The organism is Pseudoalteromonas sp. S3776, from assembly GCF_005886915.1.
Lineage (GTDB): Bacteria > Pseudomonadota > Gammaproteobacteria > Enterobacterales > Alteromonadaceae > Pseudoalteromonas.
In genome coordinates this window covers 111,860-127,730 of sequence record NZ_PNCU01000027.1, presented here as the reverse complement: position 1 = coordinate 127,730, position 15,871 = coordinate 111,860, and the positions used below count along the sequence as shown (strand labels likewise).

The window sequence follows — 15,871 nt, the reverse complement described above, 5'->3', positions numbered from 1 at the left end:
TCGGCAACTTTTGTAGTCATTAGGAATGAGGAAAGTTAATGGCAGGTAATAGCATAGGGCAGTTGTTTAAAGTGTCCACCTTTGGTGAGAGCCACGGCGTTGCTCTAGGCGGTGTTGTAGATGGTGCTCCCGCGGGCCTTGAGATCACAGAGGCCGACTTACAAATTGATTTAGACCGTCGTAAACCTGGGCAAAGCCGTTATACAACGCAGCGCCGAGAAGACGATCAAATAAAAATTCTTTCAGGCGTTTTTGAAGGCAAAACCACAGGCACCAGCATTGGTTTACTTATCGAAAATACCGATCAGCGCTCAAAAGACTACGGTAAAATTAAAGATGTGTTTCGCCCAGGTCATGGCGATTACACTTACTGGCACAAATACGGCCTGCGCGATTATCGCGGCGGTGGTCGCTCTTCTGCGCGTGAAACCGCAATTCGTGTAGCGGCAGGCGCCATTGCTAAAAAATACTTAAAGCAGTTTCATGGTATTGAAGTAAAAGCATGCCTAAGCCAACTAGGGCCAATAAAAGCCGAAAGCTACGACTGGGATGAAGTTGAAAACAACTTATTCTTTTTCCCTGATGCAAGTAAGCTGGAAGCGCTTGATGAGTATATGCGAGACCTTAAAAAGCAAGGTGACTCAGTGGGCGCTAAAGTAAAAGTTGTGGCTAGCAATGTACCAGTAGGATTAGGCGAGCCTGTATTTGATAGACTAGATGCTGAGATTGCACATTCACTCATGAGCATAAACGCCGTTAAGGGTGTAGAAATTGGTGATGGCTTTGATGTAGTTGAGCAAAAAGGCTCAGAGCATCGTGATGAGTTAACCCCAGAAGGCTTTACCTCAAACCACGCAGGTGGCGTACTTGCTGGTATTTCTACAGGGCAAGATATTATTGCCTCAATTGCGCTTAAGCCTACATCAAGTATCACTATTCCAGGTAAAAGCATTAATACTGAAAACGAAGCAGTAGAGATGATCACCAAAGGGCGTCACGATCCGTGTGTTGGTATTCGTGCAATTCCTATTGCTGAGGCAATGATGGCCACTACACTAATGGACCATTTACTGCGCCAGCGCGGGCAAAACCCACATGTTAACCACGGACATGGACCAATTAACGGCTCTGTATAACCGTTAATACTTTAAATAAGCGCGGAGAACCGCGCTTTTTTGTGCCTGTAATTTGCTTTTAAGCCTTTCAGGGGTTGTTCAAGTTTACGCTATATACTGTTTTAAGGAGGAGAGTAATCATGAACGATAACAAGCACGATAACACACACCTTGAAACCCAAGCTGCTATAGCAAGGCTAGAGCGTTTTAGTAAGCTAACAGACAGCAGCATTGGTATTCCTTTTACTAAATTTAATATTGGCTTAGAGGCTGTGATTGGCTTAATACCCGTTATAGGGGATGCCGCAGGGCTTATTTTATCAAGCTATGTATTAGTAGAGGCGCAGCGTTTTGGTGTAAGTAAACGCATAAAAACAAAGATGATCATTAATATGCTGATTGATTTTGTAGGCGGTTTAGTTCCATTTTTTGGCGATATATTTGATGCTTTTTTCAAAGCCAACACCCGCAATACCCGTTTATTAAAAAAATATTTAAATGCGCAGCTAGCTAATTGATACTAATAGTCTTTTTACAGGCTTTTAATTTTTTTATTCAGAATAAAAAACAAAGTGTTGTTGGCTGTTTAATCACCTAGTAAGGTAGAGAAGCCTATTCACTTTGGTATATACAAAATGCAATTATTTATCGGTAATAAAAACTACTCTAGCTGGTCATTACGCGCATGGTATTTAATGAGTAAATTTGATGTCCCATTTGACGAAACCCAGCTTGTGCTCGACACCAGTGATTTTTACGATGAACTAAAACAACACTTTCACGTTCAAAAAGTGCCAGCGTTAATTGATGGTGATCTGCAGGTGTGGGACTCGCTCGCAATCTGTGAATATATTAACGATGCTTATTTATCTGGTGCCGCATGGCCAAAATATATTACCCAAAGAGCTAAAGCACGCGCGTTAAGCGCTGAAATGCATTCAGGCTTTATGGCACTTAGAAACGAAATGCCAATGAACATACGAGCAACCCGTAAAGTAGAGCTATCAAACGAAGCACTAAAAGACATCGCTCGCATAGATGAGATCTTTGCACTGCAACAAGATGTGTTTCCCAATGTATGGTTTTTTGGCGACTTTAGTATTGCCGATGCAATGTACGCGCCCATTGTATTGCGCTTAAAAACCTATCAAATTACGCTATCAGAACAGGCGCAGCAATATTGTGATTTTGTGATGCGTTGCCCTGTTTTGCAAAAGTGGATAACCCAAGCACTTAACGAAACCGATATAGTGCAGTGCGATGAGGCGGGGGTAGAGGTATAACTCGCCCATCACTTTTACTTTAAAGGTAAAAGCCCGTACAATTCGTCTCGTTTTTAGTGCGCTAATTTTGCGCTGTAACCGAGATGAATTAATCAGTTTTTATGCATCAAATTGCCGATCTTATATCTATTTTCGATAGTGTTTTTTTTCAAAGTCATAATACTCGCTTAGTAAAAGGCGATGATGAGCCTATTTATCTACCTGCCAATAATACCCATGGGTTTAATCAAATTGTATTTGCACACGGCTTTTACGCCAGTGCTCTGCATGAAATAGCACATTGGTTAGTGGCTGGTAATAAACGCAGAGAGCTTGAAGATTATGGGTATTGGTATTGTCCAGATGGGCGAGATAAACACCAGCAAGCTGAATTCGAAAATGTAGAAATAAAGCCACAAGCAATAGAGTGGCTACTTAGCACCGCTGCGGGCTTTGATTTTAATGTGTCGGTAGATAATTTGAACGGCGAGCAAACTTGTCGGTTTGACTTTCAGGCGCGAGTACACCAGCAAGTATTAATATTATTAGAGCAGGGAGTTAACGCACGCACCCATGCATTATTAAAAGCGTTAAGTGATTTTTATAAAACACCGTGGCCGTTAACCGCTCAGCAATTTAATTGGCATCACCCTCAGGAGTTACAAAATGCAGTTTAAGTTAGGCTTAATTATTAACCCTGTTGCAGGACTTGGTGGCAGCGTTGCTTTAAAAGGGAGCGATGGCGAAAACACGGCTGCAAAGGCAATTGAGCTGGGTGCGCAAGCCAAAGCTAACAGCCGCACACAGGCAGCCCTAGAAGTGCTTGTACCCTATCAAGAGCAGTTAACAATATATACTGTAAATGGCGATATGGGCGAAAAAACAGCACGCGCATTAGGCTTTAATGTTGAAGTAATTTATACCGCTAATACCGTAACAAGCGCCGACGATACAGAGGCCAGCGCTAAATTACTTAAAAATTTAGGTGTGGATTTAGTCCTGTTTGCTGGTGGCGATGGTACTGCGCGTAATATTTGTCATGCCATAGAAGATACTATACCAGTGCTGGGTATACCTGCTGGCTGTAAAATTCACTCTGGCGTCTATGCCATTACCCCTAAAGCAGCTGGACGAGTAGTAGAAATGCTAGTAAAAGGCGAGCTGGTTACACTTGCAGATGCCGATGTAATGGATATTGACGAAGAGGCGTTTAGGCAAGGCACCGTAAAAGCTAAGCGCTACGGTGAAATGCAAATACCAAGCGAAGTACGTTATGTACAAGCGGTTAAAAATGGCGGTAAAGAAACAGACGAGCTCGTGCTTGCCGATATTGCAGCGCATGTGGTGAGTGAAATGGATGAAGACACTTATTACATCATGGGAAGTGGCTCAACCGTTGAAGCCATAATGCAAGAAATGGGGCTTGAGAACACATTGTTAGGTGTTGATTTAATTAAAAATCAAACCCTCGTTGCGCAAGATTTAACGGCTAAGCAATTACTTGAGTACACGCAAGGGCATGCGACTCAATTGGTTATTACATTAATCGGCGGGCAAGGCCATATTTTTGGTCGCGGTAACCAGCAGCTAAGCCCTGAGCTTATCCGTGCCATCGGCAAAGACAATATCATAGTGGTGGCAACTAAAACCAAATTACACGCGTTGAACGGGCGTCCACTTATTTGTGACACCGGCGATAGCGCTTTAGATGATGAATTAACAGGTTACATTAAAGTAACCACCGGCTATAACGACCATATTATGTATGCTGTCGGTTATGAAAACCAGGAGAAGTAACACAATGAGTTTAGTGAATTATATTGATGCTGCGCAGCAATACTTTGATGATTTAGTAATTAAAGCAACAGATGATGAGCTGTTCGCTGGTGGTTACTTGCGCGGACATTACGACCTTGCAGTAGGCTATGCCCAAGTAGAAGAGCTGACAATTTCTATTGATGAGCTCAACGAAACTGTGGAGCAAAGCTTAGTAAAAGCATACCGCAATGGCGAGCTAAACGAAGAAGATAAAACCTTGGTTGTTAGGCTTTGGGAAGAAGTGAAAGCCCTCGCTTAACGGATGTTTAGTTCACAATTATAAAAACGCGGCAACGATAATGAAGCCGCGTTTTTTTATGCTCTATTTGTGCCCATAATAGATTTATTAGTTAATTTACTGTTACACATTAATAGTATATTGTTACTTAAACCTATTTTGGGAGCTTTAAATGAACAATAATAATCAAGCTGCGGTACCTACAGGGTTAATCGCACGTTTTTTAAATTTTGTGGAGCGGGTGGGTAACAAACTTCCCGATCCGGCGATTATTTTCTTATTCGCTATGTTACTTATTTGGTTGTGCTCGTGGTTACTGTCGGGGGTGAGCTTTGACGCGCTAGACCCACGGACAGGTCAAGCCATTGTTGTAAATAACCTATTAGAGGGTGACTCGCTCGCCTCGTTTTTATCTTCTATGGTAAAAACCTTTACGGGCTTTGCACCGCTAGGGGTGGTGCTGGTTGCCATGTTAGGTGTGGGAGTGGCTGAACACTCGGGCTATATCAATACGGGCCTTAAGCTAATGCTTAAAGTTACCCCAAGACAACTGTTAACCCCTTCAGTCATTTTGGTGGCTATTGTAAGCCATACAGCTACCGATGCTGGCTACGTATTGGTGATCCCATTAGCCGGTGTTATTTTCTTTGCCGCAGGGCGACACCCGTTAGCGGGTATTGCAGCGGCATTTGCCGGGGTGAGCGGCGGTTTTGGCGCTAACTTTATTCCATCAGGAATAGACCCATTACTGCAAAGCTTTACGCAAAGTGCGGCGCAAATTATTAACCCCGATATGTCGATAAACCCCCTTAATAATTGGGCGTTCACTTCTGCTTCGAGCTTATTTATTGTGTTATTAGGCTGGTATATCACTGACAAAATAATAGAGCCTCGGTTAAAAAACACACCACTTAATGAAGATACCCAAAACTTACCCGCGTTTGATGAAGCTAAAAGTGATGAAAAACGCGCTTTTTTTATAGCTAGTAGCGTAATGATTGCAGGGCTGGCTTTACTTGCATTTGTATCCGCTCCTGCCGATTCGGCAATGCGCAGTGCCGATGGCTCACTAACTAATTTTAGATCGCCCCTTATGCAATCTATCGTGCCGCTAATCTTTTTATTATTTTGGATACCTGGTGCCGTGTATGGTTTTACCGTTGGCACCTTTAAAACCTCAAAAGATATGATAGATGCGATGAGTACAGCAATGAGTGGTATGGCTTACTACATTGTTATGGCGTTCTTTTGTGCGTTATTTATTGCTGCGTTTTCTAAGTCTAACTTAGGGGCGTTGATGGCCATTGAAGGGGCTCAGCTTTTAAAAGCAATGGAGTTGCCCAGCGCTGTAACTGTTGTGGGTATTATATTTTTAACCGGTTTTGTAAATTTGTTCGTTGGCTCCAGCTCAGCAAAGTGGGCGTTACTTGGGCCTATTTTTGTGCCAATGTTAATGCAACTAGGTATATCACCCGATTTAACCCAAGCGGCTTACAGAATCGGAGACTCTAGCTCAAACATTATTACCCCACTTATGCCGTATTTCCCATTGGTTGTGGTGTACTGCCAAAAGTACGTAAAAGATACGGGTATAGGCACGCTCATCGCGCTTATGATCCCTTACTCAATCGCGTTTATGATTGGCTGGAGTATTTTCTTGCTAGGGTATTGGGCACTCGGTATTCCGTTAGGGTTAGATGCGAGTTACGTTTACCCAACGTTACCATAATTAAATCTTGGTTTAATAACCTCACTCACTTGAGTGAGGTTTTTTATATAAAAATGCTGCAATGTATAAAAAAGTTTTTATTACCTTTCTAATTCTCTCACTATATAGCCAAATAAACTCGCCTCACCAACAATATACACATAATCGTTTTTGCTGTTCATTATTGTAGACCTATCGTCGTACCATCTAAAATCATGAATTTCACTCGTTTTAGGGTCCTTAAAGTACAAACGAGTACAGCTATCTTCATAATCCGATCCACATTCTTGCACATCGGTGAGGATATATTCCTTATACCAATAATCGCCCTGCGTGTAGTAAGCCCATAATTTAATGGGAGCAGATAATGCAAAATAAAGAGTTGCGTAGATTAAGATAGGAAATAATGGGTATGTAAGGATTATTGATAACTTCGTTTTTGTATCTGAAAAGCTATATTTAAGATGCTCTCTGTATGTACTGCAGCGTCTATACTTATTGAATATTAATATATTTATATAGATAAATAGTAAGCCACAAAAAATAGGAAGCGCTATATAAAAAATAGCGTCATAAATTTCATTTTCTATAAATGGCGGATCTGTAAAGTCTATTAAAATAGGGAGTACAATGAACAGTAGAAGTAAGCTTATTATGGATATAAAGAGTAAGTTGCCGTAGATTTTTTTCAATTTTAATTCATCCGTGAATTATAGTTTTTTCTTAGTTTACAGAATTTTGATTTTTTACTAAAGCAGTGGCTTTAAAACAAAAAAACCTTGGCACTTTCATGGCAAGGTTTTTTACAACGTAAGCTATAACGCTTAGTTAGATGTGAAGCTCACTGGACGACGTTCTTTACGAGGACCACCACGCTTATCACCGCGTTGGTTGTCTTTGTTAAAGTTGCGCTTTCTGTCGCCACTTGGACGCTCAGCGCGCTCACCACGTGGCTCAGCTGGGCCTTGATCTTTTGTTAGTGTCATACCCATTGGGCGTTTACAAATAAACACTTTTTGGAAGTGATCAAGTACATCTTTAGGCATGTTTTGCGGCAATTGTACCGTACTGTGACTGTCGTGTAGACGAATGTCACCAATAAACTTGCTTGAGATGTCCGCTTCGTTAGCAATCGCGCCTACAATGTTTTTAACCTGTACACCGTGCTCACGACCCACTTCGATACGGTAAGTATCCATAGGGCCTGCATCGCGGCTGTTACGCTCGCGAGGTTTACGCTCAGGGCGGTCACCACGGCGACCACGATCGCCACGCTCGTTACGTGAATTACGCTCGTTACGAGGTTGAACCTTCACTTCTTCAACTTTAATTGGTGACTGTTGCTGTGCTAAACACAGTAACGCACCTGCTAAGTCTTCTAAAGATAAGTCTAGTTTTTGCGCCATGCTAGCAGCTACTTCATTGAAGAACGTAATGTCTTTGTTTTCAAGAGCAAGCGTAAGCTTTTCTTTTAACGCATTAATACGCTTTTCTTCAACTACTTTAGCTGTAGGTAGTTCAACTTGTGCAATTTCAGATTTAGTATGGCGAATAATATTTTTAAGCAAGTAACGTTCGTTATGCTTAACAAATAAAATCGCTTTACCAGTACGTCCAGCACGACCTGTACGGCCAATACGGTGAACGTAAGCTTCTGAGTCTTGCGGAATATCGTAGTTGATAACTAAGCTTAAACGGTCAACATCAAGACCACGTGCTGCTACATCTGTTGCAATAACGATGTTGATCATTCCGCTTTTTAAACGGTCAACCGTGCGCTCACGTGCTTGCTGGTTCATGTCACCATTAAGTGGAGCTGCAGAGAAACCTTCGCGCTCTAATAACTCAGCAAGTTGCACTGTGTCGTTACGTGTACGTACAAACACAATAGCGCCTTCGTATTGCTCTGCTTCTAAGAAACGAACAATGGCTTTGTTTTTATGTACGTGAGCATTCCAAAACACTTGCTCAACAGATGATGTCGTTGAGTTTCTAGCAGAAATATGAACCTGTTCAGGGTTATTCATATATTTACTGCTGATGTTTTGAATTTGCTTAGGCATGGTTGCTGAGAAAAGACATGTTTGCTTTTCACGTGGCGTTTTTTCCATGATGCTTTCTACATCATCGATAAAGCCCATACGTAACATTTCATCGGCTTCATCAAGTACTAGTGCTTGTAAAGCATCAAACTTGATAGTGCCACGGTTAATGTGATCGATTAATCGACCTGGAGTAGCAACAATAATTTGTGCGCCACGACGAAGTGCGCTTAATTGAATGCTGTAGCTTTGGCCACCGTATAGTGCTAATACTTCTACACCACGAGTACCTTTTGCATATTGTTCAAATGCCTCAGCAACTTGGATCGCAAGCTCACGGGTTGGTGTGAGTACAAGGATCTGTGGCTGTTTCACAGACGGGTCAATATTGTTTAGTAACGGCAGTGCAAATGCTGCTGTTTTACCTGTACCCGTTTGTGCTAGTCCCAGTACGTCCTTTCTTTCTAGCAATAACGGTATACATTGAGCTTGGATTTCAGATGGTGTCTTGTAACCCAACTCTTCAACTGCCTTTAAAATTGCAGGAGAAAGATTTAGAGATTCAAACGTGACTGGTTCTGACATTAATACGCCTCAACGAATTTAAAGAGGCGCGCATTGTATAGGAAATACGAGGCAATTGCTTGTATAAATTACAACTAATTTGTATGTGATTGATGTTGGTCGAAATTTAACCAGTTTAAGTTTTTGATTTTTTAAACTGGTTAACAAGCTATATACATAGGGTTATTTGTATAGCCCTAGGTTTTCTTTAGCGTAGGCTTCAAATTCAGTAAATCCACCAATGTGTGTTTGATCTACAAAAATTTGCGGCACAGTTGGACAGGGTTTACCTGCAGACTTTTCTAAATCAGCTTTGCTAATACCTTCTTTGATGATATCGATATAACGAAATTTAAAATCATCACGCTCATTAGATAGTTGCTCGGCTACGTCTTTAGCACGTACACAAAAAGGGCAGCCCTCGCGGCCAAAAATTACAGTAAGCATAATACTCTCCTCAATAAATTTAGGTTCATATTAAACGATTAATAAATAATTTAAAGCGCAAAAAATCGATTGTTAAGTTCTGTTTTTATGTAAAGTCGCTTAATTTTTCATTTGCCATGCATTTTGAATTGCAATTTGCAAAAACTCGATTGCCTTTAAGTTAAGTAGTTTTTAAACCTAATAAATTCATCGTATTAGTAATGGCATGCAGGTGGCATATAAATTGATATTTAAGTGCATAGCCAACCTGTTAGGAATGATGATGAGTAATAACAGCCATGTACTAGAAATTATCCAAGGGGTAATTGCACGCTTTTGCAAAACAAATAACACCAATGTGCCAATTACTCTCATCAACAAATTACAGTGTAATTATATTTGTTTACAGATTGCCCCTGAGCAGATGATTATACAATGTGAGGCGTTTATTTTGCCTTCGTTAAAAGCCGCTAAAAGCCATTTTGTGCTAACAGTAGAGGCCAATTTACAGGGTGTTAATTTAAATTACTGGGTAGACTCTAACCCTGAAATGCACACCATTGACATTCATGGTTTGCTAGCAACCCGTGAGCCAATATTATCTGTTGATACAGGTAAGGAGTGGGTCGGTACATCAAATAGTAACCCAGATTTACACCAAAGCATTCACTACTTAGTTAATTCAAATGCACAAAACTTTGGTTTAAAACTCGCCGAGGGCAGCAACGATAATGTTTTAAATGTCGAAGATGCACGTCACTTACCTGCAGAAGCGCTCGCTAACCACCTTTTAAATAATGACGATTCACAAAGCATAAAAATTTGTGCATTTGATGCGCTCAGTGAGTTACAAGACCAACAGGTTATGTCACAGCCGGTATTAGCGTGGCCTTTTTTTGATACTGATTTAGTGCACGCGATAAATAACCTTAATACTCACAATAAATTATCAGTTCTGGTTGCTGATGATAGCTTACCAAGTCAAGTTGCTACCAAAGTTATGCTTGAAATGCTTGGGTGCGCCGTGACGTGCGCAGAAAATGGCTCAAGTGCCTTACTCATTGCCCAGCAAGAACCTTTCGATTTACTGCTGTTAGATGAGCGTATGCCGGGAATGTTTGGCAGTGATGTAGCCCAGCAACTCATTAAGCAAAATACCCCAAACGACAATACACCAAAAGTGATTTTAACGGGCATTACTGAAGAGCAGCAAATTGCGCAGCTTTTTGAAAAAGGGGCGACTCACTATCTTCAAAAACCAGTTACAAAAGCGGTATTAGAAGAGTTTATAAAGCCTTGGCAAGCTGCCTAAAACTCTATTTCGGAGAACGCTATGAACGATTTATCAAAAACAGCTTTGCTACTTATAGGCTTTCAAAACGACTATTTTTCACCTGATGGCATTTTATATCAAGTTGTTGAAGAGTCATCGCGGGTAACCGGTGTGGTAAATAACACCTTAGCGCTGTTAGACAAATACATAGACAAATTCGCGTTAGTGCTTAGTACACCCATTCACTTTACACAAGATTACAGCGAGCTTAAAAACCCCATTGGTATTTTAAAGGTCATTGCCGAAGTTGGTGCTTTTAAAGCAAACTCGTACGGGGCGCAAGGCATTAAAGAGTTCGATAGATATGGCGAACGTATTGTGCAAATTCCAGGTAAACGAGGGCTCAATGCCTTTACTCATACAGAGCTTGCGAATGTACTCAATAAAAACGGAATAACCGATATTGTTTTGGCTGGCACGGTGACTTCTATTTGTATTGATTCAACTGCACGTTCAGCTGTGGAGCTGGGTTTTAACGTAACGGTGCTTAATGACTGCACATCAAGCAGAACGCCATTTGAGCAAACATTTTACTGTGAAGACGTTTTTCCACTCTATGCCAAGGTGTGCAGCCATGCCGAGTTAGTAAATGAATGAGGCGAAAATGGAAGAGAAAGATGAGCTACAAGTACAAGTCCACTATGCGTTAATTGAGCAACTTTCATCAAACACTCGCAGGCAAACTAAACTACTTGCTTTGCTTGATGAATGTGTATTTGAATGCGATAAGCATTTAGTTTTTAGTTACGTCAACGAAGCGTGGCTCAATAAGCTAGGGTTTACACCGGCCATGCTCATAGGTAAAAAAATCACATCACTGTTAGAGACCAAAGACTCGTTAAAGCTGTCGGCATATATTGAGTCTATTTTTGATGAGTCATTTAGCGCCAGCATAGAGCTGCAGGTTAGAAACAATGATGGGCTAAGTAATTGGTTCGAAATGCGCTTAGCGTGTGACGATAACGGCGGTTTTATTGGCTCTTTACATGATATACAACGCCACAAAGATTACCAATACCTGCTCACTGAGCAACAAGTGTATGCCAAGCGACTCTCTTTAGTGGCAAGTCACACTAATAATTTAGTCATAATTACCGATCGTTTCGGTAAAATAGAATGGGTTAATAAAAGCTTTGAAATACTGACCAGCTATAAATGTGAGGAAGTCATCGGGCTAAGCCCCGGTAAGCTATTGCAAGGACCAAAAACCAGCTCAGAATCACGCCAATTAATGGCTAAAGCGATAAAAAATGCCGAGCCATTTCAAATTGAAACGGTCAATTATGATAAGTATCAAAACGAATACTGGGTGGCTATTGATGCCACTCCGGTAAAAGACGACGATGGAAGAGTTAAACATTTTATAGCCATAGAAACGAACATTACCCAGCGTGTAAAAGCTGAACAAGCAATGGCCGAAATAGAATATAACTACCATTCTGTGGTCGATAATATCCCTGATATTGTATTGCGGTTAGACGCGCAAGGCTGTTTATTGTTTATGAATAAAGCGTGGCAAGATTTCTTTCAAACTGACATGAATAAACACCTTGGTTTGCCCATTGCTAATTTTATAATGTGTGAGGATGTTGAAAAGTTAAATACGGCTCTCGCCAGCTATACAGATGGCAGCCGAGAAGTAAAACGTTTGGATATTAGATTCACTAACGCACTAAACGAGCCAAACTGGGTTGAAATGACCCTTACACCAATTACTTCATTTAACGGTACACACTTAACGTCTATAGCCGCTACCGTTGTGGATATTCAAGAGCGTGTAATAGCTGAACAAATACTCTTAGAAGCTAAGCATCAGGCAGAGTCGTTGGCGGAGTCTAAAAGTCGATTTATGGCAAATATTAGTCATGAAATACGTACACCTTTAAATGCGGTGATTGGGTGCGCTGATATTTTGCATGACACAGGGCTTACGACTGAGCAAAAACGTTACACTCAGATGATTAAAACAAGCTCAGATGCGTTATTAAGTATATTAGACGATGTATTGACATACTCGCGTTTTGAAGCACAAGCAATTTCGATTGATAATCAGCCATTTAGTCTCGACACTTGTTTAGAAGAGGCTATTGATATAGTGAGCGAAAGCGCTGTACAAAAAGGGCTTGAGCTCATTTTTGATCTGCACCCAGATGTTCCGGTTCAGGTGATTGGCGATCATGGTCGTATAAGACAAATAGCTATAAACTTACTCTCGAATGCTATTAAGTTTACCCAAAAAGGGGCACTCATCGTCACCGCTCAGTGTGCCGAATTTAAAAACAATAAATTTACGTTGCAGCTTAGCTTCAAAGACACTGGTATAGGGATTGCTCAAAACAAACTCGACAGTATGTTTAAGCCCTTTATTCAATCTGATAATTCTATTACACGAGAATATGGCGGTAGTGGTTTAGGGTTAGCCATATGTAAGCAAATATGTGATGCTGCAGGGGGGGATATTACTGTCAACTCCCAGTTTGGTGTAGGGAGTGAGTTTATTGTTACTTACCCGTTACTCATAGACACAAGCGGGCAAGTGCAAAGGGAAGGGTTTTCTGCGAGAGCGAAAAAACCTAATGTTTGTGTGTTCAGTAAAAACTCCCCCCTAAACACAGCGATAGAGCATATGCTTACCCGCCACTCTATTGATTACTCACGTGTTCAAAACCTATCGAAATTAAACTCTATTGCAACACCTGACGCTATTGTTACAACTAACAAGCGTGATTTAGAGGCAGCGCAACAATTTTTAAAAAATCACCCACGTTTAAATGAGCCGTGCCTATTACTTATAGATTTATTAGGTAAGAGCCAAAAGGAAGAGGCACCAAGCGATGGCATGCTTAGATTAAATGGCCCTTTTAAACCTTCTCACCTCCCTAGAGCAATTGTTGCACTTGAGGAAGCGCTTTTTCACCTTAATATTATTTTTACTAATAAAAAAGAAATTTCGAAAAATACAAACACAATAAAGGCTCAACCATTTAAAGGTACACATGTACTTGTTGTTGAAGACAATAAAAATAATCAAATAGTCATTCAGCAATTTTTAGAGCAGCAAGGGTGTTTAGTAAAAATAGCTAGCAACGGACTAGAGGCAGTTGAAAAAGTTAAAACTCAAACAATAGATCTAATATTTATGGACATACAAATGCCAATTTTAGACGGTATTTCTGCGACTAAAAAAATCAGAGAATTATCTATCGTGACGCCTATTATAGCGCTAACAGCGAATGCTATTCATGGCGATAAAGAGCGTTTTATTAAGGCAGGGATGAATGACTATTTAGCAAAACCAATAATTAGCACAAAACTTAATCTGCTTTTGAATCAATACTTACCAAAACTTGATGACGTTAAACACTCTAAGCTAGAGCGTATTAATGAAATTTGGTCATTATTAAAGTAAAAAGTAACACCGTTGTATTACAGCTTAAATGAAAGCTAAATATGACCTAATAAGGCCTTACATCGATATTTAAAGTTAATGATTTTTTGAAGGTAGAGACGTGTTTTAAAATGTACTATGAATTAATTTTTTTATTTTACTAAACCTTAAGCTGTTAACTAAACGACTAATTGGTACCTTAATACTAGTTTCTTTTGATTATAAAACTAATCCATACCTGCTCCTTTTGAATTATTTTTAAATTGGTTTGCATTTTGCAAATCAAAATGAAATTGAATTTCATAATGCAATTGGTTACTCAGCGAGTTTTTATCTTCTTCTATTAAACATATTATTTTAATTATTGATTTATAAAGACTTAAATTTTTTATCCTCATTTAATTTAATGTGGCATGGCTTTCGCTACATAGACATCAAGTAAAGCGAAATAATCGCAGTTACAAATTTATTATATCGTCATATGATTTTAAGGTGTCTATTATGCAAACTAATACTAAAGTTAAACAGCAACCAAAAAAAATGTCTTTTGTTCTTACTCCTGAGTTAATGGTGCTGTCTATTATTATTGTTGCAGCGGTTATTGTGGGTGCAACGGCACTGAGAGGCACAGTTACTATTGAGCCTGTTAACGAAGGCAATACTGAGATGTTTACGAATAAATTTAGTAATAGTGAGTTAGACAATGCCACTATTGAAAGTGCTTCATTAAATTACGCCCAAAACATCAATGAGCAAGCTGAGCAATCAGGCTCGCAAGGTTTAAACAATTAAACAATACTTCCCCTTTAGTATTTTTGGCTGACTCTAAGTAATTAGGTCAGCCTTTTTATTTAATGCTGATCTATAAACGCAAAACGCCATTTTTTTACGTGTTTTTCCTCAACTTGCGTGTCAGTGTGATTTGCAAAATGCAAATATCCCTCCAGATGATTTCAAGCTAAATAGATGAATTTAACTCATTGAAAGTATAGACTTTATTTATTCTTTTATACGTATTTTTGGTCTGTATATTGCTAATGTATAACAAGTTTATGTTTTGCCTTTATTTGTGGAGAAATTTATGAATGCGTTTAAAAGCTTAGAGCCTACCAATACGGTCAACATTGCACGCTGGCACGAACTAGAGCAAATTATGACGCATGCTATGAAAAACCATTGCTTTAATATGGTTTATCAGCCTCTTGTGTCTTTAACTAGTGGTCAACTAGTTGGCTTTGAGTCTTTAGTACGTTGCGAATCTTCACGCTATGGTGCGGTTGGCCCCGACGAATTTATACCGCATGTGGAGCAATCAGGCATGATTTTAGATTTGGGGGATTGGATTTTTAAGCAAACACTGAGTGACTTAAGCGAAATGAGAAAGATAGGTATGGACGATATAACTATTTCACTAAACATTTCACCTATCCAAATTATTGAAGGGAATGTGTTCTCTAAAGTAATGACTTTACTCGATAAATATCAGATAGATCCAGCGGCCATAAAAGTAGAATTAACAGAAACAGCGTTAATCAAAAGTCCTCAGCGTATAGCCAAAACATTTGAGCATTTTCACAAAGAAGGGGTGAAAATTTGGCTAGACGATTTTGGTACGGGCTATGCTTCGCTGGGGCTTTTACGGCAGTTTAATATTGATGGGCTAAAAATAGACCGTAGTTTTATAAGCGGTATTACAACTAACAATGAGGATTTTACGTTGTGCAGCGCAATTATCGCTATGGCGCAAAGGTTAGGCCTTGAAACCATTGCTGAGGGGATTGAACAGCGCGAGCAATTACAAATATTAGAGCAGCTAGGGTGTGATGTAGCACAAGGTTACTTACTCGGAAGACCAAGTAGTTTAGCTAATAATACGGAGACTTGGGTAAAAATGTAACTTAACTGAATGTTTCAATTTGCAAAATGCGAAAAACGACTTACTCTAAAAGTATAAACCTAGTGAAGCATTACATTACA

14 protein-coding genes are annotated in these 15,871 nt (G+C 39.9%); 12 read left to right on the top strand and 2 right to left on the bottom strand.

Features of this window, described 5'->3' with window-relative positions; all coding sequences use genetic code 11:
- Positions 1-38: 38 nt before the first annotated feature.
- The 7 genes from aroC to CWC16_RS12175 all read left to right on the top strand — a co-directional run bounded on the left by aroC (position 39) and on the right by CWC16_RS12175 (position 6,162).
- Positions 39-1,136 carry a chorismate synthase gene (gene aroC / locus CWC16_RS12205; RefSeq protein ID WP_138541719.1) on the top strand — a complete coding sequence of 366 codons (1,098 nt, stop codon included), beginning with the start codon at positions 39-41 and terminating at the stop codon, positions 1,134-1,136.
- A gap of 119 nt (positions 1,137-1,255) precedes the next feature.
- Entirely contained in the window at positions 1,256-1,633 is a 378-nt protein-coding gene (locus tag CWC16_RS12200; RefSeq protein WP_138541718.1) for a DUF4112 domain-containing protein, read from the top strand.
- A 117-nt stretch (positions 1,634-1,750) separates the two neighbouring features.
- Positions 1,751-2,398: a glutathione S-transferase family protein gene (locus CWC16_RS12195; RefSeq protein WP_138541717.1), complete on the top strand. Its 648-nt coding sequence runs from the start codon at positions 1,751-1,753 to the stop codon at positions 2,396-2,398.
- A 101-nt stretch (positions 2,399-2,499) separates the two neighbouring features.
- Positions 2,500-3,054 (top strand): elongation factor P hydroxylase, encoded by a 555-nt coding sequence (locus CWC16_RS12190; protein ID WP_138541716.1) that lies wholly within the window; start codon positions 2,500-2,502, stop codon positions 3,052-3,054.
- Entirely contained in the window at positions 3,044-4,174 is a 1,131-nt protein-coding gene (locus CWC16_RS12185; protein WP_055017195.1) for an ATP-NAD kinase family protein, read from the top strand. Before CWC16_RS12190 ends, CWC16_RS12185 begins: the two co-directional genes overlap by 11 nt.
- Positions 4,175-4,178: 4 nt before the next feature.
- Complete coding sequence (locus CWC16_RS12180) at positions 4,179-4,454, top strand: YfcL family protein (protein ID WP_055014003.1); 276 nt, start codon at positions 4,179-4,181, stop codon at positions 4,452-4,454.
- Positions 4,455-4,605: 151 nt separating this feature from the next.
- Positions 4,606-6,162, top strand: a complete 1,557-nt coding sequence (locus CWC16_RS12175) for an AbgT family transporter (protein ID WP_138541715.1) — start codon at positions 4,606-4,608, stop codon at positions 6,160-6,162.
- Positions 6,163-6,965: 803 nt separating this feature from the next.
- Here CWC16_RS12175 and CWC16_RS12165 read toward each other — a convergent pair.
- Both CWC16_RS12165 and CWC16_RS12160 read right to left on the bottom strand, forming a co-directional pair.
- Positions 6,966-8,768, bottom strand: coding sequence for a DEAD/DEAH box helicase (locus CWC16_RS12165; protein WP_055017198.1), 1,803 nt, complete (start codon positions 8,766-8,768; stop codon positions 6,966-6,968).
- Between the two features lie 162 nt (positions 8,769-8,930).
- Positions 8,931-9,194 (bottom strand): GrxA family glutaredoxin, encoded by a 264-nt coding sequence (locus tag CWC16_RS12160; protein ID WP_004587283.1) that lies wholly within the window; start codon positions 9,192-9,194, stop codon positions 8,931-8,933.
- Positions 9,195-9,456: 262 nt separating this feature from the next.
- On the opposite strand from CWC16_RS12160, the gene CWC16_RS12155 reads away from it, so the two are divergent.
- The 5 genes from CWC16_RS12155 (at position 9,457) to CWC16_RS12135 (ending at position 15,791) form a co-directional block, all read left to right on the top strand.
- A complete protein-coding gene (locus tag CWC16_RS12155; protein ID WP_138541713.1) occupies positions 9,457-10,485 on the top strand; it encodes a response regulator in 1,029 nt (342 codons plus the stop codon).
- Between the two features lie 21 nt (positions 10,486-10,506).
- Positions 10,507-11,103 (top strand): cysteine hydrolase family protein, encoded by a 597-nt coding sequence (locus CWC16_RS12150; RefSeq protein ID WP_138541712.1) that lies wholly within the window; start codon positions 10,507-10,509, stop codon positions 11,101-11,103.
- 7 nt (positions 11,104-11,110) lie between these two features.
- Complete coding sequence (locus CWC16_RS12145; protein ID WP_171037654.1) at positions 11,111-13,915, top strand: PAS domain-containing hybrid sensor histidine kinase/response regulator; 2,805 nt, start codon at positions 11,111-11,113, stop codon at positions 13,913-13,915.
- A 480-nt stretch (positions 13,916-14,395) separates the two neighbouring features.
- Complete coding sequence (locus CWC16_RS12140; protein WP_055013997.1) at positions 14,396-14,686, top strand: hypothetical protein; 291 nt, start codon at positions 14,396-14,398, stop codon at positions 14,684-14,686.
- Between the two features lie 289 nt (positions 14,687-14,975).
- Positions 14,976-15,791, top strand: a complete 816-nt coding sequence (locus tag CWC16_RS12135) for a putative bifunctional diguanylate cyclase/phosphodiesterase (protein WP_249929243.1) — start codon at positions 14,976-14,978, stop codon at positions 15,789-15,791.
- Positions 15,792-15,871: the final 80 nt, after the last annotated feature.